Source organism: Nocardia cyriacigeorgica (assembly GCF_010868145.1).
Classification (GTDB): Bacteria; Actinomycetota; Actinomycetes; order Mycobacteriales; family Mycobacteriaceae; genus Nocardia; species Nocardia cyriacigeorgica_D.
The window spans coordinates 1-24,452 of sequence record NZ_JAAGUY010000030.1; the positions used below are offsets into that span (position 1 = coordinate 1).

Annotated in this window: 24 protein-coding genes and 1 CRISPR repeat array; of the genes, 6 read left to right on the forward strand and 18 right to left on the reverse strand. The window is 67.8% G+C overall.

Annotation, left to right across the window (positions count from 1 at the left end; genetic code table 11):
* Nucleotides 1-147: 147 nt before the first annotated feature.
* Nucleotides 148-1,577: a CRISPR direct-repeat array (repeat unit 29 nt; unit sequence GGGCTCATCCCCGCGCGTGCGGGGAGCGC).
* Between the two features lie 82 nt (nucleotides 1,578-1,659).
* The 6 genes from GV792_RS24975 to GV792_RS25000 form a co-directional block, all read right to left on the reverse strand.
* On the reverse strand, nucleotides 1,660-2,232 hold the full coding sequence (locus tag GV792_RS24975) for an adenine phosphoribosyltransferase (protein WP_175584773.1): 573 nt from the start codon (nucleotides 2,230-2,232) through the stop codon (nucleotides 1,660-1,662).
* 38 nt (nucleotides 2,233-2,270) lie between these two features.
* A complete protein-coding gene (locus GV792_RS24980) occupies nucleotides 2,271-4,001 on the reverse strand; it encodes an ABC transporter substrate-binding protein (RefSeq protein WP_163827023.1) in 1,731 nt (576 codons plus the stop codon).
* Nucleotides 4,002-4,019: 18 nt separating this feature from the next.
* Nucleotides 4,020-5,216, reverse strand: a complete 1,197-nt coding sequence (gene secF, locus GV792_RS24985; protein WP_163827025.1) for a protein translocase subunit SecF — start codon at nucleotides 5,214-5,216, stop codon at nucleotides 4,020-4,022.
* Complete coding sequence (gene secD, locus GV792_RS24990; RefSeq protein ID WP_163827027.1) at nucleotides 5,213-6,928, reverse strand: protein translocase subunit SecD; 1,716 nt, start codon at nucleotides 6,926-6,928, stop codon at nucleotides 5,213-5,215. Before secD ends, secF begins: the two co-directional genes overlap by 4 nt.
* 110 nt (nucleotides 6,929-7,038) lie before the next feature.
* Complete coding sequence (gene yajC / locus GV792_RS24995) at nucleotides 7,039-7,395, reverse strand: preprotein translocase subunit YajC (protein ID WP_163827029.1); 357 nt, start codon at nucleotides 7,393-7,395, stop codon at nucleotides 7,039-7,041.
* 181 nt (nucleotides 7,396-7,576) lie between these two features.
* Nucleotides 7,577-9,067, reverse strand: coding sequence for a flavin-containing monooxygenase (locus tag GV792_RS25000; RefSeq protein WP_163827031.1), 1,491 nt, complete (start codon nucleotides 9,065-9,067; stop codon nucleotides 7,577-7,579).
* Between the two features lie 72 nt (nucleotides 9,068-9,139).
* Between GV792_RS25000 and GV792_RS25005 the strand changes: the two genes are divergently transcribed.
* Together GV792_RS25005 and GV792_RS30160 are read left to right on the forward strand one after the other, a co-directional pair.
* Nucleotides 9,140-9,769: a TetR/AcrR family transcriptional regulator gene (locus GV792_RS25005; protein ID WP_256667917.1), complete on the forward strand. Its 630-nt coding sequence runs from the start codon at nucleotides 9,140-9,142 to the stop codon at nucleotides 9,767-9,769.
* Between the two features lie 62 nt (nucleotides 9,770-9,831).
* Nucleotides 9,832-10,410 carry a DivIVA domain-containing protein gene (locus tag GV792_RS30160; protein WP_163827035.1) on the forward strand — a complete coding sequence of 193 codons (579 nt, stop codon included), beginning with the start codon at nucleotides 9,832-9,834 and terminating at the stop codon, nucleotides 10,408-10,410.
* 141 nt (nucleotides 10,411-10,551) lie between these two features.
* Here GV792_RS30160 and ruvB read toward each other — a convergent pair whose 3' ends face one another.
* From ruvB to ruvC, 3 genes are read right to left on the reverse strand one after another with little or no spacing between them, the layout of a single operon-like run.
* Complete coding sequence (ruvB, locus tag GV792_RS25015) at nucleotides 10,552-11,637, reverse strand: Holliday junction branch migration DNA helicase RuvB (protein WP_163827037.1); 1,086 nt, start codon at nucleotides 11,635-11,637, stop codon at nucleotides 10,552-10,554.
* 6 nt (nucleotides 11,638-11,643) lie between these two features.
* On the reverse strand, nucleotides 11,644-12,249 hold the full coding sequence (gene ruvA / locus GV792_RS25020) for a Holliday junction branch migration protein RuvA (RefSeq protein WP_163827039.1): 606 nt from the start codon (nucleotides 12,247-12,249) through the stop codon (nucleotides 11,644-11,646).
* Nucleotides 12,246-12,815, reverse strand: coding sequence for a crossover junction endodeoxyribonuclease RuvC (ruvC, locus tag GV792_RS25025; RefSeq protein ID WP_163827116.1), 570 nt, complete (start codon nucleotides 12,813-12,815; stop codon nucleotides 12,246-12,248). Before ruvC ends, ruvA begins: the two co-directional genes overlap by 4 nt.
* 189 nt (nucleotides 12,816-13,004) lie before the next feature.
* Here ruvC and GV792_RS25030 point away from each other — a divergent pair, with 189 nt between their 5' ends.
* Nucleotides 13,005-14,894, forward strand: a complete 1,890-nt coding sequence (locus GV792_RS25030) for a vWA domain-containing protein (RefSeq protein WP_309138523.1) — start codon at nucleotides 13,005-13,007, stop codon at nucleotides 14,892-14,894.
* Nucleotides 14,895-14,923: 29 nt separating this feature from the next.
* Here GV792_RS25030 and GV792_RS25035 read toward each other — a convergent pair whose 3' ends face one another.
* The 4 genes from GV792_RS25035 to GV792_RS25050 form a co-directional block, all read right to left on the reverse strand.
* On the reverse strand, nucleotides 14,924-16,213 hold the full coding sequence (locus GV792_RS25035; RefSeq protein ID WP_163827041.1) for an alpha/beta hydrolase: 1,290 nt from the start codon (nucleotides 16,211-16,213) through the stop codon (nucleotides 14,924-14,926).
* 73 nt (nucleotides 16,214-16,286) lie between these two features.
* Nucleotides 16,287-16,769: an SLOG cluster 4 domain-containing protein gene (locus tag GV792_RS25040; protein WP_163827043.1), complete on the reverse strand. Its 483-nt coding sequence runs from the start codon at nucleotides 16,767-16,769 to the stop codon at nucleotides 16,287-16,289.
* A 10-nt stretch (nucleotides 16,770-16,779) separates the two neighbouring features.
* Nucleotides 16,780-17,643, reverse strand: coding sequence for a 3-hydroxyacyl-CoA dehydrogenase (locus tag GV792_RS25045; RefSeq protein WP_163827045.1), 864 nt, complete (start codon nucleotides 17,641-17,643; stop codon nucleotides 16,780-16,782).
* 177 nt (nucleotides 17,644-17,820) lie between these two features.
* The gene (locus GV792_RS25050) at nucleotides 17,821-18,333 is read right to left on the reverse strand and encodes an O-acetyl-ADP-ribose deacetylase (protein WP_163827047.1); all 513 of its coding nucleotides are present in this window, start codon (nucleotides 18,331-18,333) and stop codon (nucleotides 17,821-17,823) included.
* A gap of 146 nt (nucleotides 18,334-18,479) precedes the next feature.
* On the opposite strand from GV792_RS25050, the gene GV792_RS25055 reads away from it, so the two are divergent.
* The 3 genes from GV792_RS25055 to GV792_RS25065 all read left to right on the forward strand — a co-directional run bounded on the left by GV792_RS25055 (nucleotide 18,480) and on the right by GV792_RS25065 (nucleotide 19,652).
* Nucleotides 18,480-18,686 (forward strand): DUF5988 family protein, encoded by a 207-nt coding sequence (locus GV792_RS25055; protein ID WP_163827049.1) that lies wholly within the window; start codon nucleotides 18,480-18,482, stop codon nucleotides 18,684-18,686.
* Nucleotides 18,687-18,792: 106 nt separating this feature from the next.
* Nucleotides 18,793-19,152, forward strand: coding sequence for a metalloregulator ArsR/SmtB family transcription factor (locus GV792_RS25060; RefSeq protein ID WP_163827051.1), 360 nt, complete (start codon nucleotides 18,793-18,795; stop codon nucleotides 19,150-19,152).
* Complete coding sequence (locus tag GV792_RS25065) at nucleotides 19,149-19,652, forward strand: SRPBCC family protein (RefSeq protein WP_163827053.1); 504 nt, start codon at nucleotides 19,149-19,151, stop codon at nucleotides 19,650-19,652. The genes GV792_RS25060 and GV792_RS25065 overlap by 4 nt, the downstream gene beginning before the upstream one ends.
* Nucleotides 19,653-19,776: 124 nt before the next feature.
* Here GV792_RS25065 and GV792_RS25070 read toward each other — a convergent pair whose 3' ends face one another.
* The 5 genes from GV792_RS25070 to pdxS all read right to left on the reverse strand — a co-directional run bounded on the left by GV792_RS25070 (nucleotide 19,777) and on the right by pdxS (nucleotide 24,356).
* A complete protein-coding gene (locus tag GV792_RS25070) occupies nucleotides 19,777-20,529 on the reverse strand; it encodes a YebC/PmpR family DNA-binding transcriptional regulator (RefSeq protein ID WP_163827055.1) in 753 nt (250 codons plus the stop codon).
* A 179-nt stretch (nucleotides 20,530-20,708) separates the two neighbouring features.
* Nucleotides 20,709-21,362, reverse strand: coding sequence for a pyridoxal 5'-phosphate synthase glutaminase subunit PdxT (gene pdxT / locus GV792_RS25075; RefSeq protein WP_309139153.1), 654 nt, complete (start codon nucleotides 21,360-21,362; stop codon nucleotides 20,709-20,711).
* Between the two features lie 291 nt (nucleotides 21,363-21,653).
* The gene (locus GV792_RS25080) at nucleotides 21,654-22,475 is read right to left on the reverse strand and encodes an acyl-CoA thioesterase (RefSeq protein WP_163827057.1); all 822 of its coding nucleotides are present in this window, start codon (nucleotides 22,473-22,475) and stop codon (nucleotides 21,654-21,656) included.
* A 247-nt stretch (nucleotides 22,476-22,722) separates the two neighbouring features.
* Nucleotides 22,723-23,193, reverse strand: coding sequence for a hypothetical protein (locus GV792_RS25085; RefSeq protein WP_163827059.1), 471 nt, complete (start codon nucleotides 23,191-23,193; stop codon nucleotides 22,723-22,725).
* Nucleotides 23,194-23,417: 224 nt separating this feature from the next.
* On the reverse strand, nucleotides 23,418-24,356 hold the full coding sequence (pdxS, locus tag GV792_RS25090; RefSeq protein ID WP_163827061.1) for a pyridoxal 5'-phosphate synthase lyase subunit PdxS: 939 nt from the start codon (nucleotides 24,354-24,356) through the stop codon (nucleotides 23,418-23,420).
* Between the last annotated feature and the right edge of the window lie 96 nt (nucleotides 24,357-24,452).

Here is a 24,452-nt window from a genome sequence, read left to right on the forward strand (position 1 = left end):
GAAACCGGCACCCGCACCCGCACCGTCCGCCCCGCCACCACCCCCGCCCTACGAACCGAGATCACCCGCCTGCTCGACCACGCCGAGACCGAATACCGCGAATACATCGAGGACCTGGGCGAATTCACACGCTGATCCACAGGGCACGGGCTCATCCCCGCGCGTGCGGGGAGCGCTGTAGGAGTCCGACACCTTCGTTCCCGCCGGAGGGCTCATCCCCGCGCGTGCGGGGAGCGCATCCTGGATATCTTCCTGCTCGTCTGGACCCTGGGCTCATCCCCGCGCGTGCGGGGAGCGCACGATCCGCGTCGAGGAGAAGGACGCGTACCGGCTCATCCCCGCGCGTGCGGGGAGCGCTCATTCCGTAGTAGAACGGCCACATCTTGATCGGGCTCATCCCCGCGCGTGCGGGGAGCGCAGCACGATCCCGACCGGCGACGGGTGCGCGCCGGGCTCATCCCCGCGCGTGCGGGGAGCGCGTGAATGCAGCGCGCAGCGTGACCCCCGACGTGGGCTCATCCCCGCGCGTGCGGGGAGCGCGTCGACCACCTCGGCAAGGCAGCCGGGCACGGGGGCTCATCCCCGCGCGTGCGGGGAGCGCGCAATTGTCGTGACTGGCGAAGGTCGCGCCTCGGGCTCATCCCCGCGCGTGCGGGGAGCGCCGAGATCTGTTCGGCGATCTCGTGCGGGGCGAGGGCTCATCCCCGCGCGTGCGGGGAGCGCGTCATCGCCGCGACCGCCGCGCCGCCGGTGGGGGGCTCATCCCCGCGCGTGCGGGGAGCGCTCGACCCCGGGCCATCGCGTGACGCTGGTCACGGGCTCATCCCCGCGCGTGCGGGGAGCGCTCCTGGCGGCGCATGCGCCGATACACGCGCACGGGCTCATCCCCGCGCGTGCGGGGAGCGCATTGGCGCGGGCGCAGCTCGGCGCCCCGCGTAGGGCTCATCCCCGCGCGTGCGGGGAGCGCGACGACATCGCACTCGCAGCGATGCATTATCGGGGCTCATCCCCGCGCGTGCGGGGAGCGCGTTGGGCGGCGGCTCGTTTGTTGGCTTGCTGGGGGCTCATCCCCGCGCGTGCGGGGAGCGCAACTCTTGCTGCAGAATCTGGCGGGGCGCCCGGGGCTCATCCCCGCGCGTGCGGGGAGCGCCTCGGCCGCCTCAGCCTTGCGGCGTCGCCGCTGGGCTCATCCCCGCGCGTGCGGGGAGCGCTCGCGGCGTGAACCATGGTCGGGCCGGGTAGCGGGCTCATCCCCGCGCGTGCGGGGAGCGCGTTGCTCATGCGGCCGGCCCGCATGTCGGCGAGGGCTCATCCCCGCGCGTGCGGGGAGCGCTTGCCTGGGAGGGAGGGTGTTTCGGCGGGCTTGGGCTCATCCCCGCGCGTGCGGGGAGCGCCGGGCGGATATCGCCGAGGCGTTCGCGGTGGCGGGCTCATCCCCGCGCGTGCGGGGAGCGCTCGGACGCCCAAGCCAAGGTTGATCTGGATGGGGGCTCATCCCCGCGCGTGCGGGGAGCGCCGTTTGCGCCAGTCGTCGATGCGGCGGTAGCCGGGCTCATCCCCGCGCGTGCGGGGAGCGCACTTCCTGACCAGGCACTCTACCCACCGGTAGCCGAAATTTCGTTCACTTTGGTCACCTCCGTGGCCTGCTGCGGAGTGCGCTCAGACGGTGACGATCGACGTCAGCGGGTAATCACCCTGACGCTTGCGCCCACCGAGCGATTCCAGTTCAAGAACGACCGCAGCCGCGACGATCTCGGCTCCGGCCTGGGTGAACAGGTCGGCCGCGGCAGCGAGGGTGCCGCCGGTGGCGAGGACGTCGTCGAGGAGCAGAATCTTGCGGCCGGCCAGATCGACGCCGTCGGCGGGGATCTCCAGAGCCGCCTTACCGTATTCGAGGTCGTATTCGCGGGTGACGACCGGCGGCGGCAGTTTGCCCGCCTTGCGTACGGCGAGCACACCGGTACCGAGGGTGGCGGCCACGCCAGCGCCGAGCAGGAAGCCGCGGGCGTCGACAGCAGCGACCAGGTCGGCATCGGGGGCGCTGGCGGCGAGGCAGTCGATGACGGTGCGAAAGCCTTCGGGATCAGCGAAGACGGGGGTGAGGTCGGCGAAGCGGACGCCGGGCTCCGGGAAATCGTCGCGCCAGCGGGTCAGCTTCTGGACGACCCCCGCGGCCTTGCTTGTCCGCTCGGCGACTGCGTCGTCGGATTCGATCGCCGCGTGCTTGCTCATCGACACCTCTCCATAGTCACATCACCCACAACACCTTGTCACCGCTTCAGTACCCACCGGTCCATGTTCCAACCGGTACCCGCCTGGGTGGGGGCCGCGATGCCGTTCTGCAAACCGCCGCCGAAGGCGATGGTGCGCGGCGTGGCGAACAACGGGATGCTCGGCATCTGCGCCCACAGCAGGTTCTCGGCTTCGGTGAGCAGATTCAGCCGTGCGGTCGAGTTGTCATCGGCCGCAAGCTGATCGGTGATCGCATCGTAACGGCCGTTACCGAATCGCCCGAAATTCAGCCCGCTACCGGTCCGCAACGCGCTGGTCGCGGCCACACCGTCCAACGAGCCCGCGGGGCCGGGAACACCGGCGGTACCGGCCAGCACGGCATCTACTCCGCCCGCGGCCAACTGCGAGGCGCGGAAATCGGGCGCACCCGCATCGACCACAGTGATACCTGCGGGTTTGCAGGATTCGGCGATCGTGGCGATGGTGCGTGCGCGGCGATCATCGGGGGTCTGATAGCCGACGCGAATGGTCAGTTCCGGTGCCCCAGCTGCCGCGAGGGCCGCCTTCGACCCCTCGATGTCGGCGGCGAGGAAAGGCTCGGCGGCGCCGGAGACAGCCGGATAGTAGAGCGAATCCTGTTGGACGATATGGGAGTTCAGCGGACCCGAGCCCAGGCCGGATTCCGGCGCCTCCGGCACCTTGCCGATCTCGTCGAACAGGGCACGGCGCGGCACGCACAGGGCAAGGGCACGCCGGGCATCGACCGAGGCGAGTACGCCACCGGTTGACAGCACCAGTTGCTCGGCGCCGCGTCCAGGCACCTGCTGCACGGAGAAGCCACCCAGGTCGAGATCCTTGACCGACCCGGCCCCGATATCGACCACGCTCACCGCACCCTCGCCCACCTTGGCCGCCAAATCCGTCGACTTGGGCCACACCACGACCCGGCCGGTCTCGGGCTTATTGCCCCACCAGCGTTCGTTGGCCACCAGAACCAGGCCTTCGTCCGCAGTGAACGACTCGATCCGGTACGGCCCCGACGAGGGGAACCGGCTCGCGTCGAACTCGCCCGGCGCCAGCGTCCAGCCGCTGTTCCAGAAATCGGCCAACCGCTGGATGGCACTCGGATCGCCCGATTGCATCGCCGACACCACGTTCGGCACGTTCGCCGCCCGCGCCGCGATATGGGCAGGCATCAGCTCGCCCGCGGTGAACAGGTTCCGCCAGTCGAGGTAGCGGCGGTCCGGCCGGAACACGACCGTGGCGTCCTTGGACCCGGGCAGGCATTCCACCCGCTCGATGTCCTCGTATCCGGCGGTGCTCGCAGCGTCGAACAGCGGCAGCGGACCACCGTCGCCGGGCCTGGTGAACCGGCCGCTGCGGGCCGCCCAGGCCAGGATCAGGTCGTCACACGAGGTGGGTACGCCATCGGAATAGACACCGTCGGGATTGAGCCGGTACTGGATGGTCTGCGACTCCCCCGGCACCTCCTTGGCCGTGCCGACATCGGTGTCGGCGATCTGCTGGCCGTCGGGGCCGGTATAGAAGAAGCCGGTCAGTACCCGCCCGAACACCGCGGTGGCGCCGGTGCTCGCGCCGAGCGTGCTGCCGCCGTTGTAGCTGGCGACGGCCGCGTCGACGGCGAACCCGATGGACGGGACCTGGCTCTCACTCGAACATCCGGCCGCCAGCCCGGCCACCACCGCCCCGGCGACCGCGGCCGCGAGTAGGCGATGCGGCCGGCGCGCGAAACCTCGCGGCTGTCGCATGAACCGAACCCCCTGTCGTCAGTGGCTCTTCCGGTGTCGTTTTCCGCTCGGCCGAGCACCGGCGCGCGGGCCGGTGTCGCGGGTGCGTCGCGGTGTCTCGGAGACCTCGCGGCCTGCCGCGGACCCGGCGCGATGCTCACCCGCCGCTGCGGCCTTGGCACCCGCCGCACCGGAGCGCTTGGCCAGTACCTTCTTGGTGTGCGCGGCTACCGGGCCCCAGCGTTCCTTGATCGACACCAGCACCGGCACAGCGAAGAAGATCGAGGAGTACGCGCCGACGATCATGCCGACCAGCTGCACCAGCGCCAGATCCTTCAGCGTGCCGACACCGAGCAGCCACACCGCGATGACCAGCATGCCGATGATGGGCAGGATGCCGATCACGGTGGTGTTGATCGAGCGCATCAGGGTCTGGTTGGCGGCGAGGTTCGCCTGTTCGGCGTAGGTGCGCCGGGTCAGATGCAGCACGCCGCGGGTGTTCTCCTCGACCTTGTCGAACACCACGACGTTGTCGTAGAGCACGAAACCGAGGATGGTCAGCAAACCGATCACCGCGGCAGGGGTGACCTCGAACCCGACCAGCGAATAGATACCCGCGGTGACGACCAGGTTGAAGAACAGCGACGAGATCGCAGCGATCGACATATCTCGTTCGAAGCGAATCGCGATATAGATCATCGTCAAGACGACGAAGACCAGCAGCGCGATCACCGCCTGTCTGGTGATCTGACTGCCCCAGGTCTCGCTGATCTCGGCGATGCTGATCGCGTTGCGCGTCACCTCGCCGTCAGCGTTCTTCGGCTGGAACTCGTCGAACAGAGCGGTCTGCAGCGCCACGGTCTGCTCCAGATCCAAGCTCTCGGAACGGACCTGGATGGTCGCGGAGTCGCCAGAACCGACCTTCTGCACCGTGACCGGCTCATGGCCGATCGTTTCGGTGTAGACGTCCTCGACCTGCTGGGTGGTCGCGGTGTCGGAGGCGGGCAACTGGATGCGCGAACCACCCGCGAAATCAATGCCGAGGGTGAAGCCGCGCACGGCGATGCTCAGCAGCGACAGCAACAGGAACGCCGCGCTCAGCATGTAGAAGAACCGGCGACGGCCGACGATCTCGAAACCACCGGTACCGGTGTAGAGACGTTCGAAGAAGCCGTGCTTCGGGGCGGACGGACGGTTGGGGGCGTCCGGTTCCAGAGTCGGGCTCGAAGTGCTCATCGTGCGGTCTCCTTCACCAGCGCCGGTCCGCCCGCGCCGCGTTCCCTGGCTATCTGTTGCATCACGCCGAGACCGTTCACCGACGGTTTCGCCCAGAACGGCGACCGTGAGGCCAGCATCATCAGCGGTGCGGTGACCAGATAGAGCACGATCACGTCGAGCACGGTCGTGAGGCCGAGGGTGAAGGCGAAGCCCTTGACCTGCCCGGCGGCCAGGATGTAGAGGACGACGGCCGCGATCAGGCTGACCGTCTTACCCGAGAGGTTGGTGCGCTGCGCACGGGCCCAGCCGCGGGGTACCGCGGAACGGAAGCTGCGGCCCTCACGCATCTCGTCCTTGATGCGTTCGAAGAACACGACGAACGAGTCGGCGGTCATACCGATACCGATGATCAGACCGGCGATACCGGCCAGGTCGAGGGTGAACCCGATCCAGCGGCCGAGCAGCACGATCAGGCCGTACACCGCGAATCCGGCCGCGACCAGCGACAATCCCGCCAGGAAACCGAGCATCCGATAGTAGAGCAGGCAGTACAGCAGCACCACGACCATGCCGATCGCACCGGCGATCAAACCCGCGCGCAGTGAGGACAGACCGAGTGTCGCCGAAACCGTTTCGGCCTCCGAGGTCTGGAACGACAGCGGGAGCGAGCCGTACTTCAGCGTGTTGGCCAGCTCCTTGGCACTCGAGGCGGTGAAGTTGCCCGAGATCTGCGTGCTACCACCCTGCTGCGGGCCCTGCTGCACCACCGGCGCGCTGACCACCTGCGAGTCGAGCACGAACGCCACTCGCTTGTAGACGTATTCACCGGTGAGATCGGCCCACGCCTCGCTGCCACTGGACTTGAACTCCAGGGTGACTTCGTGGCGTGCCTGCTGCTGGTTCAGACCGGAGGTGGCGTCCTTGATCTCTTGGCCGTCGATACGGCTCGGACCGAGCAGGTAAACCTCGGTGCCATCCGTTGAACACGTCACCAGCGGCTTGGTGGGATCGTCGTTACCGGCCAGCGGATCCGGCTTGCTGCAATCCATCGACGCCATTGCGGCCTGCTGCGTCGCCGGGTCGTCGCTCTGCCGGATCGCCTTGGCAGCCGTGATCTCCTGCTGTGTCTGCTCCTGCGGCGTCAGATCCGCATCGTCAGCAGGCGGTGCCGGCGGCTGCGTCGGTTCGGTCGGCGCCTGCGCGGGGAACACCCGGTTCTGCGGCACGGGCGCCTGCCCGGTCGCCGGTGCGGGCGCGGTGCCACCGGGAGCGGGCGCGGGTGCCTGACCGGTCGTGCCGGGGGTGGGCGCCGGAGCGCCCTGGCCGGGCTGCGGCGTCTGCGCACCGGTCGCGGGCGCGGCCTGCAGGACGGGGCGGATGTAGAGCTTGGCGGTGGTGGCCAGCGAGCGTGCCTGCTGGCTGTCGTCGCCGGGCACGGTGATCACCAGATTGTCGCCATCGATGACGACCTCGGATCCCGAGACACCGAGACCGTTGACACGGTTCTCGATGATGCCCTGAGCCTGCTTCAGGCTGTCCTGGCTCGGCTTGCTGCCGTCCGGCGTGCGGGCGGTCAGCGTGACCCGGGTGCCACCCTGCAGGTCGATGCCGAGCTTGGGTGTCGGGGATTTGTCACCGGTGAAGAACACCAGCGCGTAGATCACGGCCAGCAGCGCGGCATAGACACCGAGCAACCTGAACGGATGCGCCGATCCCTGGGAAGGTGGCACAGTTGGTCATCTCCTAGGCGGAAGTCGAGGTGGAACAGGCGGGACACACGCCGATGACGCCGGGTGCCGTGCGGTGTCCGCAGGTGGGCATCCGGCGCGTACGCGGACGGTCAGTCCTTGGTCAGCCGGGTTTCGGTCTGCTCGGCGGTTTCCTCGGTGGTGGTACCGGGCGCCTCATCGGCCTCGGTGTCACCGGTCGTCTCATCGGCCTCGTCGTCGATGCGAACCTCACGGATCGCCTGACGCAGCCAGGTGGTGACGACCTCCTCGGCGATCTCGAGGTCGACGGTCGTTTCATCAGCCTCGACCACGGTGCCGTACAGACCCGACGTGGTGATGACCTGGTCGCCGACCTTCAGGCCTTCCTGCATCGTGGCGACCTTCTCGGCTTCCCGCTTCTGGCGGCGGACACCGAGGAACATCGGTACGAGCAGGGCTACCAGCAGCAGCGGAAACAGCAGTTCCATCGTCGAAGTCAGTCCCTAGTCTGTGGGTGGGAATGGACAGGTACTCACACAGTCTGCCAGCTTCGGTCACCGGCACCACACCCGCACACCCTGGAGGGACGTGCGAGCCATCCTGCACGGTAGCGCGCGGCAGCGAGCCCCGCGACCGAAACATCGGTGGCGGGGCTCGGGTGCGGACATATCAGGCGCTGTGGCCGTAGCTGTAGTCGTCGAGCGGGAAGCTCACCGCTTCCCGGTGCGCGTTGACGGTGCTGGTCGGGCGCAGCAGGGCCGCCTCACCATGCTGGTTGAAGTAGTAACTGCGTGCGGTGGCGCAGTCACCGCCGTAGAACACCGAGTTGTCGAGTTTGGTGGTCACACGGTCGAGGAACTCGGTGTTGGCACGCTCGGTGACCTCGAAGGTGGTCTCGCCACGACGGAACAGCTCGGCGAACAGCCTGCCCATATGCTTCATCTGCGCCTCGATGGTGGTGAAGTAGGACAGCCCGCTGTAGGAATAGGGGCTGTTGAGGCTGAGGAAGTTGGGGAACTTGGGCACGGTGATGCCCTCGTAGGCCTGGAATCGGTTGTCGCGCCAGAACTTTCCGAGGTTCACCCCGTCGCGTCCGATGATCTCGATGGCCGGGAAGTTCACATCCCACAGGTTGAACCCGGTGGCGAGGATGAGGGTGTCGATCTCGGTCTTGTGACCATCGGCGGTGACGATGCCGTCGGGTTCGATCCGCTCGATCGAGTTGGTTTCCAACCGGACATGCGGTTCGTTGAAGGTCGTGAAGTAATGGTTGGAGAAGGTGGGTCGCTTACAGCCGAAGTCGTAGTGCGGGGTGAGCTGTTTGCGGATCTCCGGATCGCGGACTTGGGCACGCAGATGGGCCTTGGCCAGCAGCGCCGCACCCTTGTTCATGAGTTTGGCCTGCTTGAAGTGCAGGACGCCGACCACCATCAAAGCCTCGAGCATGCTGGTGTTGACCAGCCGCGCGGCCTTCTGCGTCACCGGCGCCGAGGCGAACAGCTTCTGCACCGGGGCAGGGATCGGCGCGTCCACCTTGGGCACCACCCAGATCGGGGTGCGCTGGAAGACGGTCAGCTCACGAACCTTCTTGGCCACCTCGGGGACCAGCTGCACGCCGGTGGCGCCGGTACCGATCACCGCGGCCTTGCGATCGGTGAGATCGACCTCGTCGTCCCACGCGGTGGTGTGGATGATCTTGCCGGCGAAGGACTCGATACCGGGGAACGGCGGCGTGTAGGGCTGGGACAGGAAGCCGGTGGCGGCCAGCAGGTAGCGGCCGGTGAGGGTTTCCCCACCGGCGATGGAGACCACCCACTGCTGTTCTTCTTCGTCCCAGCGGGCGCCGTCGACGACGGTGCCGAAGCGCATCCGACGGCGTAGGCCGTACTTGTCGGCCACGTGCTCGGCGTACTTCTTCAACTCGGCACCCGGCGCGAACAGCCGCGACCAGTACGGGTTGGGTTCGAAGGAATAGGAATAGGTCACCGACGCGATATCGACGGCAAGGCCCGGATACCGGTTCACATGCCAGGTACCGCCGAGATCGTCCTCGCGTTCCAGGATGACGAAATTACTCAGGCCGAGCCGGTCGAGCTCGATGCCCGCTCCCATTCCGCCGAAACCCGCACCGACCACGATCGCATCGAACTGAGGCGCCACGCCGAACCTCCTGATATCTGAACCGACTCTCCGGGAATGACACATCATTCCGTTTGTGACGACAGTATCATCATGGGTGTGACGAAGCCATCCACGCGTGCCGAGCGCCGCAAGGCCGAACTGCGCCGAGAGATCATCGATACCGCTTTCGTGTGTTTCGCCGAAAAGGGCTATCACGCGACCGGTATCGCCGATATCGCCGCTCACCTGGGGATCGGGCACGGCACCTTCTACCGGTACTTCAGCAATAAGCGCGACATCATCGACCACGTCATCGACGATCTGGCGGCCAGAATCATCGTGGCCCTCGGCACCGAGAACGCGCCCGACGCCGCGACCAGCCTCGAGGAGTACCGCGAGCAGATCGACCGGATCGGCACCGCGCTGACCCACATCCTGATCGAGGACCGGCGCGTGGCGCAGTTGCTGCTGTTCCATGCCACCGGGATCGACGACGAGCTCACCGAACGCCTGTACGGGCTGCTCGATACCGCCGACTCACTGACCGCGGGCTATCTCGAGCACGGTGTCGAGCTGGGCTATCTGCGCGAGGACCTCGATACCGTGAACACCGCGCGGGCGGTGACCGGAATGCTGATGGCTGGCGTGGTGCACGGGTTGCGCGATCTGGACGAGGCCGCCATCACCGCCCTCAACGAGGCGATCCGCCGCCTGCTGATCGAGGGTGTGCGTAAACCGTAGCCTGGGCCGTGGCGCTCGAAAACTGGCCGGAAGCACGGTAATCCGGCACGGGTGCTGTCACAATGACGCCCGTGACTCCCGAGGATGTCGGACGGACGACGTTCGCTTTGACCCCGCCCGGACGCCGCGGCTACCACACCGACGAGGTCGACGCATTCCTCGAACTGGTCGCCGCCACCCTCGGTGGTGGCGGCGCACTCACCGCGGACGACCTGCGCCAGGTCAGTTTCGGCGCACCACGTGGCGGGCGGTGTGGTTATCGCGTCGAGCAGGTGGACGAGTTCCTCGACAGGGTGCATGCCGAACTCGAGTTCCGCCAGCGTGGAGTTCGGCCGGTGCCCGCGGCAGTACCGCCACCCGCGCCTGCCACCTTGCTGACACCAGGCGACGTGCACCGGATGCGGTTCACCCCTGCACCACTCGAGCAGCGCGGCTACCACATGGAAGAGGTGGACGCCTTCCTCGATCTGGTGGCGGCGACGCTGGCACACGGCGGCCCTGGCAGCCTGACCGTCGACGATGTGCGGGCTGTGCGGTTCACGGTGGCACGCCTGGGTGTGCGCGGATACCAGCGCGACGAGGTGGACGCGTTTCTGGATCTCGTGGTCACCGCCCTCCACCAGCCCGTCTACCTGCGCTGAACACCGGCACCTGCGGCGAGAACCCGCACGGCACCGTCGAGTCGGCAACCGCCTCGGCGCACGGTCGCGCGGCACGAGGTGTGTCGACCAGCGACGTACTCGATGCTGCCGGTACGCCAGGTTGTCGATCGAGATCGACGTTCAGTCGAACAGGTCGAGCGTTGGATGTGGTTCGCGCCCACGGACTTCGATCGACCCGAAGACCAGGTCGGGCGGTGGGACGAGCCCGAGATGCTCCCACGCGGTCGCCGTCGCGACACGGCCGCGCGGCGTGCGCGCCACCATGCCCGCGCGAACAAGGAACGGTTCGCAGACCTCCTCGACGGTGGCGGCCTCCTCCCCCACCGCGACCGCGAGCGTCGACACGCCGACCGGTCCGCCACCGAAGCCGCGGACCAGGGCGCCGAGCACCGCGCGGTCGAGCCGGTCGAGTCCGAGCGCATCGACGTCGTACACCTGTAGTGCGGCCGCGGCGATGGGCCTGGTGATATGGCCGTCGGCGCGGACCTCGGCATAGTCGCGGACGCGGCGCAGCAGCCGGTTGGCGATGCGCGGGGTGCCGCGGGAACGCCCAGCGATCTCGGCGGCGGCGTCATGGTCGATATCGACGCCGAGGATGCGCGCCGACCGCAGCAGAATGCCGAGCAGTTCGCTCGGTTCGTAGAAATCCATATGGCCGGTGAAGCCGAAGCGGTCACGCAGTGGACCGGTAAGCGCACCGGAGCGGGTGGTGGCGCCGACCAGCGTGAAGGGCGCGATATCCAGCGGGATCGAGGTGGCGCCCGGGCCTTTGCCGACGACGACATCGACCCGGAAGTCCTCCATCGCCAGGTAGAGCATTTCCTCTGCGGGCCGTGCCATCCGGTGGATCTCGTCGATGAACAGCACATCGCCCTCGACCAGATTGCTCAGCATGGCCGCCAGATCACCGGCGCGCTCCAGCGCGGGGCCGGAGGTGATCCGCAGGGCGGTGCCGAGTTCGGCGGCGATGATCATCGCCATGCTGGTCTTGCCGAGTCCGGGCGGGCCGGACAGCAGGATGTGGTCGGGGGTGCCACCGCGCCCGCGCGCCCCGCGCAGTACCAGCGCGAGCTGTTCACGCACCCGCGGCTGGCCGATGAAATCGTCCAGCGATTTCGGGCGCAGACTGGTCTCGATATCGCCGTCGGCGCTGGAATAGTGTGCGCTGACCGGGGATTCGTCGTTGTCGTGCTCGTCGTAGTCCATGCGCGCCTACCGGTTCTTGCCCAGCATGCCGAGTGCGGCACGCAATGCGACCGACGTGGTAGCGGCCGGGTCCTCGGCCAGGACGGCGTCGACGGCCTGTTCGGCCTGTTTGAGCGGGAACCCCAGCCCGGTGAGCGCCTCGACGACCTGATCACGCACGGGTGTGACCACAGCCGCGGGCCCGCTGCCGGGCGGGCCGGATTGCACCGGAACCAGATTCACCTTGTCGCGCAGTTCGACGACCATGCGCTCGGCGCCGCGTTTGCCGATACCGGGTACCCGGGTGAGCGCGGCGACATTGCTTTCGGCCAGTGCCTTGCGCAGCGCTTCGGGTTCGAGTACCGCTAGGACAGCCATGGCCAGCCGGGGGCCGACACCGGATACGGTTTGCAGCAGACCGAAAAGGTCACGTACCTCGGTATCGGCGAATCCGTACAGCGTCATCGAGTCCTCGCGGACGATCATCGCCGTGTACAGCCGCGCCTGTTCCCCGCGAGTGAGGCCGGAGAGGGTGGCCGGGGTGGCGTTGAGCCGGTAGCCGACGCCCGCGGCCTCGACCACCACATGGTCGAGCGCGATCTCGAGTACCTCACCGCGTACCGACGCGATCACCGGCGCACCGCCTTTCGTTGTCGATCCAGCTTCTCGGCGTACCGCCTGCGTGCCTGCTCGGCTTGGGCTTCGGCGCGGGCCATGCGCTCCATCAGCGGCGCACGCCAACAATGACAGATGGCAAGGGCGAGTGCGTCGGCGGCGTCGGCGGGTTTAGGCGCGACCCGCAGCCCGAGAATTCGGGTAACCATGGCCGTCACCTGGGCTTTGTCGGCGGAGCCGTTGCCGGTGACGGCGGCCTTCACCTCGCTGGGGGTATGGAAGGCGACGGGAATGCCACGTCGTGCAGCAGCCAGGGCGATCACCCCACCCGCCTGTGCCGTGCCCATCGCGGTGCGCACATTGTGCTGAGCGAAGACCCGCTCGATCGCCACCGCGCCGGGACGGTGGGTGTCCATCCAGTGCTCGGCGGCATCGGCGACCGCCATCAGCCGCAACGCCAGCTCCATATCCGCGGGGGTGCGCACGACATCGACGTCGAGTGCGGTGACCTTTCTGCCCACGCCGCCTTCGACCATGCTGAGCCCGCATCGAGTGAGCCCGGGGTCGACACCCATCACCCGCACGGAAAACACCCCTTCGGACACGCGAACAGTTGTTCGAAGTCTAGTGCACATCCGGCGGGCGTGGTTCCAGCGACACGGCCACCTCGGCCACCCCGGTTCCCATGTCTGGCCGGAGCCGTCCGAGACACGTAGGGTTCCGTGCCGCCGTGTTATGCCGAACGCGGCAGCAGTGAACGGAGTTGTACGAGCGTGTCCACCTTGGCGAAGATCGCCGCAATCACCGCGGCATGTGCGATCGGCCTGGTCCCGGTCGCCGCCCCAGCTATTGCCCAACAGTCGTCCGAGCCACAGCAGCCCGAATACGCGCCGACCATGCTCGTGCTCGACGCGTCGGGATCGATGCTGGCGGCCGATCCGGGCGGCGGCACGAAGATGGACGCCGCGAAAACCGCGGTGCGCACCTTCGTCGCCGCCGCACCCGAGGCATCCACGGTCGGTCTGACCGTCTACGGCACCGAGACCGGTAATTCGGATGCGGAGAAAGACGCGGGCTGCCGCGACGTCCGCATCCTGCAACCCGCCGAGACCATCGACAGGTCGGCGCTGACGTCGGCGGTCGATCAGATCACTCCGCGCGGCTATACGCCGATCGGTGAATCGCTGCGCAGGGCGAACGACGCGCTGCCGAAGGGCGGGGCGAAGTCGATCGTGCTGGTCTCCGACGGCCTGGACACCTGCACACCGCCCGATCCGTGTGAGGTCGCCCGAGAGCTCGAAGCGCAGGGCACCGATCTCGTCGTGCACGCCATCGGCTTCGGGGTCGACGATCCCTCGCGCGCCCAGCTGACCTGCATCGCGCAGAGCACCGGCGGCACCTACACCGATGCCGTCGACGGCAAATCCCTCGAACAGGCCCTGCCGCGGGTGAGTGCGGCGGCATTGCGCAATTACGCCGCGATCGGCACTCCGATCGAGGGCACCCCCGATTATCAGAGCGCGCCGGTCGCCGCGCCCGGCCAGTACCTCGACGTGATCGGCCACAAGCAGCCGCGCTACTACGCGGTGGATGTGCCGGACGGGGCGACCGCGTACTTCACCGGTACGATCTCGTTCCCGCGCCACGACGGGGATTGGTCGTCGGTCAACCGGATCGATCTGAAGGTGTTCGGCACCGACGGCTCGGATTGCGGAGTCACGGAGAAGGAGCTGACCGGTAGCGCCGACGATGGTGTCGCGCTCACTGTCAGTACGGTCTGGGACGGAGCGGCCGAACCCAGCTCGGGCGGCAACGAGGCATGCTACGGCGGCGGACGCTACTACTTCACCCTCGAGTGGGGTGCGGTATCCGAGGGCGTACCTGCCCAACTGCCACTCGAGATCTCGGTCGGTGTCGAGTCCGCCGTGTCAGATCCGGGAGCACCGGCGGTGTCGGAGCCGGTCGAGTTCACCGCGCCGACCGGGCCGGTGGTACCTGTCGTCGGCGGTGGTTCCTTCAATGTGGCGGCGACACTGCCCGGGTCCGGCCGGTTCACCGACACTGTGCAGCGCGGTGAGTTCGTCTTCTATCGCGTGCGACTCGACTGGGGCCAGGGCCTGTCCTATCGGGTGCGGTTCGGCGAGACCCCTGGTCGCGGCAGCGACAACGTCTCCAATGTCGAGACCACGCTCTACTCGCCGTATCGCGCGGAGATCGACTCCGACACCGGCGCCTATGGCGGTTCCGAACAGGTTCTGCCGTCCGGCAAGGAGCTCGCCACCGCACCCGTCCGCTACCTGAACCGGGAAGAGGGTGGCAAGCTCGTCGCCCAGTCCGTCGCGGGCTGGTACTACATCTCGGTCAAGGCCGGGCAGACGGTCAGCCCAGAGAAGCGCGCGGCACCGGTGCCGGTCGAGCTGGAGCTCACCGTCACCGGCGATCCGGAACCCGGACCGCAATATCGGAATGGCACCGGCGAGACCTTCGGTAAGGAAGGCAAGTCGGCGCGGGCCACCGATCGAGATGAGGTGAGCGCCGGCGCAGACTCCGGCGATGACGGCGGCGTGCCGGCGGTGGTGTGGGTCGCGACCGCACTCGGTGTCGCCGTCATCGCGGCGGTCGTCGTGCTCGTGCTGCTGCTACGGCGCCGCACTACCCGCTGAGGCGCCGCGATCCGGCCGGGGCGTGGGGTTCATCTGGCGATAAGCCCCACGCGCCCGGCCAGCCACGGTAGTTCCCTGGCCAGCCCGGTCGACCACACCCGCCAATCGTGGCCGCCGGGCAGTTCGAGGTAACCGACATCCATCCCTGCAGCCCGAGCTTCCTGATAGGCGCTTCGCGAACCGGAAAGGGTGTCCGTGTCGTCGCTGCCGACGACGAAAACCCCTGCACTACCCGGAAAGCGGCGCTCGGCCAGCAGGTCGTGCGGGTTTGCGCGGGCATAGGCTGCGGTGTCGCCGTCGAAGACGCCGAGGGTGTGCTCGCGGTCGGTGAGATTCAGCTCGGCTTCCGCCGACATGGCCAGGAAGGTCGGGTACACCTGCGGGTACCCGGCGGCCAATTGCAGCGCACAGGTTCCGCCGTAGGACAGCCCGCCCACTGCCCAGGCCTCCGGATCGGGATCGACCGACAGGTGCGCACGGACCCAGTCGGGGACGTCGGCGGTCAGGTAGGTCGCGACCCGTGCACGCGGACCGTCGGCACACAGCGGGTCGTTCCAGGTGCTGCCGGTGCCGTCGGCGACCACGACGATCGGCGCCAGCCCCTGGTGGACGCGGGCGAATTCGTCCATGGTCGCGGGCAGGTCACCGCTGGTCGCCCAGTCACGCGGGCTGCCCGGCTGACCGGCGAGCAATACCAGCACCGGCAGCTGCGGTCGCGGATCGGCGAAATAGGCAGGCGGCAGATAGATTTCGGCCGGGCGAGCATCGAATCCAGAGGCGGTGCCCGGTATCGCGGCATGAGTGAGCCGCCCGGCGGTGGGCAGTCCCGGGGGCGCTGTCCAGCCGGTTTCGACCGGGTCGAGGTCAGGACGCAGCCGGTTCGCCGCGGTGACATCGCTGAACGGGATTTCGTTCAACCGCTGGGTGCCGAGCGCCGCACCGACAGTCGGATAGGCGTCGTAGATCAGGTTGACCTGATTCGCACAGGCGGCAAGGACAACGGCCACAGCGATCGCGACAACTCCGGTACGGATGCGCCCGCGCCACCGGAAGGCATGCGCCATGCCGAGAAGGACCACGAAAACCCCGAGGCCGAGGCAGCCGTAGACCGCCGCCCCGAGCGGGTCGGGAATCAGTCGCCACACCGAGCGCACCAGGTACGCACCGCCGGCGGTGATCGCGATGGCCGCCACCACGCAGCCCGCCACCGCCCGGAGGCCGGGCCGCCGGCGACCGGTGAGCAGCCAGGCCAGCCCAACGATCGCCGCCAGCGACAGCGCGATCGGCAGCGGACCCGACACCAATGACCACGTCGACATCGCGCTCACCGGTTCCTTCGTGGGGCCGGCCATCCGCTTCCCGCGTGCGGTCCGAGGCATCGGGGATCGCGCATCATCGAGCGCGAGGTGGCCTGCCCGCGAGTGCCAGCGCGACGGCATCGGCGGGGTCCTCGGCGATCAGCCCGATGTTCAGTGGCTCGCCGCCGGCGTCGAGCACCCGCCAGCCGCCGAGGGAAACAACCGGGACGGTGGCGCGATGGCGGGCCAGCGCCAGTTCCGACAGCGTGCCCCACGATCCGCCGATCACGATGACGGCGTCTGCCGACCGCACCAGGATCGCGTTGCGTGCCTCGCCCATATTCGTATAGAGCACTGCCGACAGGCCGGCGCACACTCCGCCACGGTCGGTGTCGGGACGCACGCCGATCACCAATCCACCAGCGCGTGAAGCACCTTCGGCGACCGCGGCCATGACACCGGTGCCGCCACCGCACAATACGGTCGCACCGGCCTCCCCCAGCAGCCGCCCGACCGCACGCGCGTGTGCGGCGTCGGCGTCGGTGCAGGCACTGGGCCCGCAGACGGCTACTTGCACGGGCCCGCGGTCACTTGCTCGGATACTTGTAGAAACCCTCACCTGTGGCTACGCCGAGTTTGCCCTTGTCGATGTAGTTCTCTTTCAGGTACGCGGCGAATCGCTGTGCGGCCTCGTCACCGTGTGCGGAGATGTTGTAGGCGGTGGTGAGCCCGACGATGTCGAAGATCTGTAGCGGCCCTATGGGTGCGCCGGTGGCGATCTTCCAGGTCGTGTCGACGGTCTCGGGTTCGGCATAGCCGTTGGCCACCAGCTCGCCCGCGGCGTTCAGGAACGGCACGAGCAGCGAGTTGAGTACGTAGCCTGCCTTTTCCTTGTGCAGTTCGATCGGCACCATGCCGATGTCCTTCGCGAACTGCACCACCGTGCGGTACACCTGCGGATCGGTGTCTGCGGTACCCATCACCTCGGCGGTGTTGGACGTCCACACCCGGTTGGCGAAGTGCAGCGCGAGGAATCGGTCGGGTCGGCCGGTCGCGTCCTTCATATCGCTGGGCAGCAGTGTCGAGGAGTTGGTGGCGAAGATGGTCGACTGGGGAGCCAGCGCGCCCAGCTCGGTGTAGGTGTCGATCTTGATCTTCAGGACCTCGGGGATCGCCTCGATGATCAGATCGGCTTCGCGCGCCGCATCCGCGAGGTCGGACGTGAGCCGGATCCGGGCCCGCGCTTGCTCGGCGTTGCCGTCGGACGCACCGGCCACCTCGTCGCGGTAGGTCTGCACCAAATCGTCGAGTCGGGACTTCGCCTTGTCGACCGCCGCATCGTCGATGTCGTAGGCGACCACGTCGAAGCCACTGTAGGCGGTCTGGAAAGCGATCTGCGAACCGAGCACGCCCGTGCCGAGCACGGTGACCTTACCGATCGTTGCGGTCATAGTCCTGCCTTTCCCTGGCGGATATCGGACACCTGACGCGGGCGCCGACGATGAAGTCCCGAACCAAAAAGCCGATCTCCCAGCACGGTACTAGCCAGCCCTATGGGCGTCGACCAGTCGGTGACGCGGACCCGCTTCAGCGGATTCACACGGCAGAACGAGCGGCGGTGCATCGGTTCAGTCCGGCGCGTGTGCGGCGAAGGCGGCGTAGGCGCGGTCATCGAACAGAACGAAGCGGGCCTCGCGTACCGAAGTGCTGGTGTGGGTAACCGTCTCGATAGCGATGCGGGCACCGTCGTCGATCGGCCAGCCGAAGATGCCGGTCGAGATCGCCGGAAACGCGATGGTGCCCGCGCCGAGCTCATCGGCGACCCGCAGGGATTCGCGGTAGCAGGAGGCCAGCAGGGCGGAGCGGTCGTCACCGGCCGACCACACCGGGCCCACGGTGTGGATGACCCAGCGGGCCGGGAGGTTTCCCGCCGTCGTGGCTACCGCCTGGCCCGTCGGCAGGCCCTTGCCGTAGTGGGAGGCGCGGAGTTTGCGGCAGTCGGCCAGGATCTCGGGCCCGCCGCGACGGTGGATGGCGCCGTCGACTCCGCCACCACCGAGCAGCGACGAATTCGCGGCGTTGACCACCGCGTCCACCTCCTGTTCGGTGATGTCCCCGCGCACGAATAGGAGCTCGACCATTCCTCGATTCTCACCGGCATACCGCGGCCTCGCCACCGGTTTCCGCGTGGATCCGGGCACCGCCCGGACATATCGTTGGCAAACCGATGCGCGCACCGATGGCGAATGTCCCGCATTCGGAGCGTTCACGCTTCTACCATCCGAGGATGAGCATTGGCGCCAAGGCTGTCCTCGAGGGCGGGCCGCAGGACCTGCCCGAACGTATCGTGCCGATCACTCCGCCCGGGTTCGAGTTGAAGATCCCGTTCAGAGGTGGCTACGAACATTTCAAGACCACCGGACGAGAGCAGGACACACCCGAGGGTCGGCTGCCGGTCTACTCCTGGAGCGATCGCACCGAAATCGCGGAGTGATCCCGCAACATCCCAGCAGGCGGCGGCGCTGAGCCGCCGCCACAAACCCGCTGTTTCACGTGCCCATCGATGGACAAATGCGTAACCGACTGGTTACACTTTTACTGTGGACGAAGTGGCGGGCGCGATCGCCGATCCGGTACGCCGGGAGATCCTGGAGATGCTACGCGGCACCCGGCTCACCGCCGGTGAGATCGCCGGGCACTTCACCATCAGCAGGCCGGCGATCAGCAGGCATCTGCGCGTTCTGCGCGAAAGCGGCCTGGTACGCGACGAACTCGTCGGCAGACAGCGTTACTACCGGCTCGACACCGCGCCACTCGCCGCTCTCACCGACTGGCTGACCGGATTCGCCCAGCCGACCACCTGGGAACGCCACCTCGACGCACTCGACACCGAGGTCTACCGGACCAGGCGCGAACGCCGGACCGCGGACCGCGCGACGACACAGGAGAACACCGCATGACCCCCCGACCCACCGGACGACTTTTCCCCGCGCAGACCGGCCGTGACCTGGTGCTGACCCGCAGCTACCGCGCCCCGATCGAGGACGTGTGGGCCAGCATCACCGAATCCGACCGTACCGCGCGCTGGTTCGGCCCCTGGGAGGGAGAGGCGGGCGCCGGTAAGACCATCAAGGTGCAGATGGTGTTCGAAGACGACGAGCCATGGATGGACATGCGCATCGATGCCTGCGAGCCACCCCGCCACCTAGGCGTCTCCGCCGAAGACGAGGCCGGATCCTGGTTCCTCGATGTGGAGCTCACCGAGACCGATGGCACCACCGAACTGCGCTTCACCCACCACTTGCGCACCGGCGACGAGATCGCCCAGGCGCCACAGGTTGGCCCCGGCTGGGAGTTCTATCTCGACATGCTCGGCGCCGCCCGCACCGGCACGGATCGCCCCGATTTCGACGACTACTACCCGGCGATGAAGGAGTACTACGAACAGCAGACCAGCTGAGCCACCGTGTCGCGGTTCAGCCGCTGACGCCGACGGCACCGGTACAGAAAGCCCCCGCAACGATGCGCACATCGTTGCGGGGGCCTCGAACCCTCGTCGCCGACGAGTCGGCGAACGTTCGGGCCTAATCGTCCAATTCGGCGAGTACCTCGTCGGAGACGTCGACGTTGGTGTAAACGTTCTGCACGTCGTCGCTGTCTTCGAGGGCGTCGACAAGTTTGAAGACCTTGCGTGCGCCGTCGGCGTCGACCGCGACGCTGACCGAGGGCTGGAAGCCGGACTCGGCGGAGTCGTAATCGATACCCGCGGACTGGAGTGCCGAACGCACCGCGATCAGGTCGCCGGGCTCGCTGATGATCTCGAAGGCTTCACCGAGGTCGTTGACCTCTTCGGCACCTGCGTCCAGCACCGCCATCAGCACGTCGTCCTCGGACAGGCCGTTCTTGTCCAGTGTGACGACGCCCTTGCGGTGGAACAGGTACGACACCGAACCCGGGTCGGCCATATTGCCGCCGTTGCGGGTCATCGCGACACGAACCTCGCCGGCCGCGCGGTTGCGGTTGTCGGTGAGGCACTCGATCAGCACGGCGACACCGTTGGGGCCGTAACCCTCGTACATGATCGTCTGCCAGTCGGCGCCGCCGGCCTCCTCGCCGCCGCCACGCTTGCGGGCGCGCTCGATGTTGTCGTTGGGGACCGACGACTTCTTCGCCTTCTGGATGGCGTCATACAGGGTCGGGTTGCCATCCGGGTCACCGCCACCTGTCCGGGCCGCCACCTCGATGTTCTTGATCAACTTGGCGAAGAGCTTGCCGCGCTTCGCGTCGATCGCCGCCTTCTTGTGCTTGGTGGTGGCCCATTTGGAGTGGCCGCTCATTCCCCTACTTCCTTCAGGTCGATGGCACGTGTGGTCGTCTACGGTACCGGCTGTGCCGGGCGGACAACTCGACCAGCCTACTCGGCGGGCATACGGGGCGGGGCCTGGCGGCCCTGAACAGCCGATTCCGATTCGCCGGCTCAGGCCGGGCATGGAGCCGCCTCCGGTCCTCGACCGGGTCAGGCGGTGCGAACCAGATCGACGAACATCCGGTGCACCCGCAGGTCGCCGGTGACTTCGGGATGGAACGACGTCGCGATCACGTTGCGCTGGCGCACGGCGACGATCTTGCCCGCGGCCGGACCGTTCGGCACCCGCGCCAGCACCTCGACGCCGTCGCCGACCCGCTCGACCCACGGCGCCCGGATGAACACCGCGCGGACCGGCCCGTCGTCGAGTCCGGCGAACGCCAGATCGGTTTCGAAGGAATCGACCTGACGACCGAAAGCGTTGCGCCGCACCGTCATATCTATTCCGGACAGGTGGTTGGCATCGGGACGGGTGTCGAGCACCTCGTCGGCGAGCAGAATCATGCCCGCGCACGACCCGAAGGTAGGCAGCCCGTCACGCAGCCGGGCGCGCAAGGGTTCCAGCAGTTCGAACACCTCGAGCAGTTTGCTGATCGCGGTGGATTCCCCACCGGGCAGCACCAGTCCGTCGACGGACGCGAGTTCTTCCACCCGGCGCACCAGCACCGCGCGCGCACCGCAGCGCTCCAGCGCCGACACATGTTCGCGCACATCACCCTGCAGGGCAAGCACACCGATGGCCGGCTGCGCGCTCTCGCGCGCCGAGGTCTGCGCCGCGGGCACGGCGACCGCTGAACCGTTCACCCCGCAGAGCTTACGAGACGTCGCGTTGTGGGCCTGCTCACGGTTGTTGTCAACGTTGTGTCAAGCCCGGCCGGTGATCGCCACACCCGGGCCGACACTCACTGACATGACTACTGTGTTGCCGTCGCCGGGCCGGTGCAGCGCGGGGAGGGACCCGCCGCACGCCGTGGGCTGACCGTCCCGACGGGTTTGTCCGGACTCTCGCTGGCGCGATGGGGTCGGTTTCCTACGGACCCGACACCATCGTGTGCCATCTCCGCGTCCAGGCGGTCCGACACCCGGGCGTCGCGTCTACTTCTCGCGCGGTGTGCGGATCAGCCCTTCCTGAACCACGGAGGCAACCAGTTCCCCTGCGCGGTTGAAGATCTTGCCGCCGGTGAGAGCGCGGCCGAAGCCCGCCGACGGCGAGGACTGGTCGTAGAGCAGCCAGTCGTCGGCACGGAACGGGCGCAGGAACCACATGGCGTGGTCGAGCGAGGCGTCCTGGGTGGGTTCGTCTGGGTGTGTGACCTTCGACGATCCGAGCAGTGTCATATCGCTCATGTAGGCGAGGGTGCAGACGTGGAACAGCGGATCGTCGGGCAGCGGGTGCCGGTAGCGGAACCACACCTGCTGCGGGGACACCACTCCCGGCCGCTGGGTGACCGACTCCTGCGGGACCGGGCGGATGTCCCAGTGCTCCCATTCCCGCATGGCCCACAGCCGTTCGGGGCTCATGGTGGTCTTCGCGTCGGGCAAATCGTCCGGCGCCTGCACCACGGGCATCTCGTCCTGGTGCTGGGGGCCTTCGTCACCGACGTGGAACGACGCCGACATGGTGAAGATGGCGGCACCGTCCTGTACCCCGGTCACCCGGCGGGTGCCGAAGGAGCGACCGTCCCGGATGCGTTCGACCAGGTATACGGTCGGCTGATCGGGGTTGCCCGGACGCAGGAAATAGCCGTGCAGCGAATGCACCTGGAACCGCGGATCGACCGTGCGGACAGCCGAGACCAAGGCCTGGCCCGCGACCTGACCGCCGAAGGTTCGCCGTAGCTGGGTCTTGGGCGAGGCTCCCCGAAAGATGTCTCGCTCGAGCCGATCGATCTCCAGCGCTTCTTCGATGGTCGCCAACTTCTCCGCCTCTCCGCGCCACTGGCCGGTCGTGTGAGTACTGCGCAACCGTGCGGGCGATCGGACGGCAACTCGTACCGGCCGGTCCCCGACGGGATCTCTATGTTCGCACGCAGTCAGGGTTGGTCCGGCAGGGGGCGCCGCGCGAGGCGGACCACGATGATGACGGTCACACCGGACCGCGACCCCGTCGGCAGGACGCGCGGGACCGGGAATGAACCGAGCGCGCGGGACTGCGATGACGCGTTCAGGCGCAGGTGGGCGACTGCTCACCGAGCATCGACAGCATGGTGCAGGCCCAGACCAGCTGAACCTTCCAGGTACCGTCCTCGACCACGAACGGGATCTCGACCTGGCTGGTCTGGCCGTCGAGGGTGACGTCGGCCTTCGCGTAGACGGCGTCACCGAAGGGATCCGGGTCCACGTCGACCACACGCAGCTGTGCCCCGGCCTCATGCACCGTCTGCGCCAGCCGATACGGCAGTTCCGGATCGGCCTGTGCGCCCTGCACGAACGCGAGCTTGTGCTCGTTGCGGACCGGGTGGATCCACGCCAACACCCGCGTCGCCGGGTCGAGGCCAGTGGTCAGCTGGTCGTCGAGGTCCGCGGCGGTCGGGAGCGGCGGACGCTCGCTGTCGGCGGCAGCGGTTGCGGCGCTGAGTGCCAGCGCCACCGCCGTCCCTGCGATCGCGAGAAGGCGGGTCCCCTGAAGGTTCATCTACGCATTTCCCCTGTGTCGTGGAACTCCGAGACCGGGTTCGCCGAGACCCGGAAAGTACCACGGCACCGCAGAATTCGGTCCGTGCCGGTGGCAACGGCCGCCGTGATGGTCGTGCCGCCATGACAGGTCGTCGACCATCCGAACGCAACGGAGCGGGTGCCCGCCGTCCGGCGTGACACCCGCTCCTGAGAAACCTCGTCAACCCTGATGCGGGCGCAGACTCACCAACCGCGTTCGGCCAGGCGGTGCGGCTGCGCGATGTCCTCGACATTGATGCCGACCATGGCCTCTCCGAGGCCACGTGACACCTTGGCCAGCACGTCGGCATCGTCGTAGAAGGTGGTGGCCTTGACGATGGCGGCAGCGCGCTGGGCCGGGTTGCCGGACTTGAAGATGCCGGAGCCGACGAACACGCCCTCGGCACCGAGCTGCATCATCATCGCCGCGTCGGCCGGGGTCGCGATACCGCCCGCGGTGAAGAGCACGACCGGCAGCTTGCCCGTCTCGGCGACCTCACGGACCAGCTCGTACGGTGCCTGCAACTCCTTGGCGGCGACGTAGAGCTCGTCGGCGGGCAGCGACGACAGCTTGCGGATCTCCTGGCGGATCTGGCGCATGTGCGTGGTGGCGTTGGAGACGTCACCGGTGCCTGCCTCGCCCTTGGAGCGGATCATGGCCGCGCCCTCGGTGATGCGGCGCAGGGCCTCACCGAGGTTGGTGGCACCACAGACGAACGGAACCGTGAAGTTCCACTTCTCGATGTGGTTGGTGTAGTCGGCGGGGGTCAGCACCTCGGACTCGTCGATGTAGTCGACGCCGAGGCTCTGCAGGATCTGCGCCTCCACGAAGTGGCCGATGCGGGCCTTGGCCATCACCGGGATCGACACCGCGGAGATGATGCCGTCGATCATGTCCGGATCGCTCATCCGGGACACACCGCCCTGGGCGCGAATATCGGCGGGTACCCGCTCGAGCGCCATGACAGCGACCGCGCCGGCGTCCTCGGCGATCTTGGCCTGCTCCGGGGTGACGACGTCCATGATCACCCCGCCCTTGAGCATTTCGGCCATACCGCGCTTCACGCGGGCGGTACCCGCCTCACGGGTCGCCTCGGTGGTCTTGGTGGTCTCGGGCGTGGTCACGGCAAACTCCTGTGTCATGTGCGCCTATGTGGTCGTCAGCGGTAGAACGACACGATTCTAGGCGTGCCCCGAACAGCCATTGATAGCCAGTTGGAGACGACTGGCCTTGCCGCG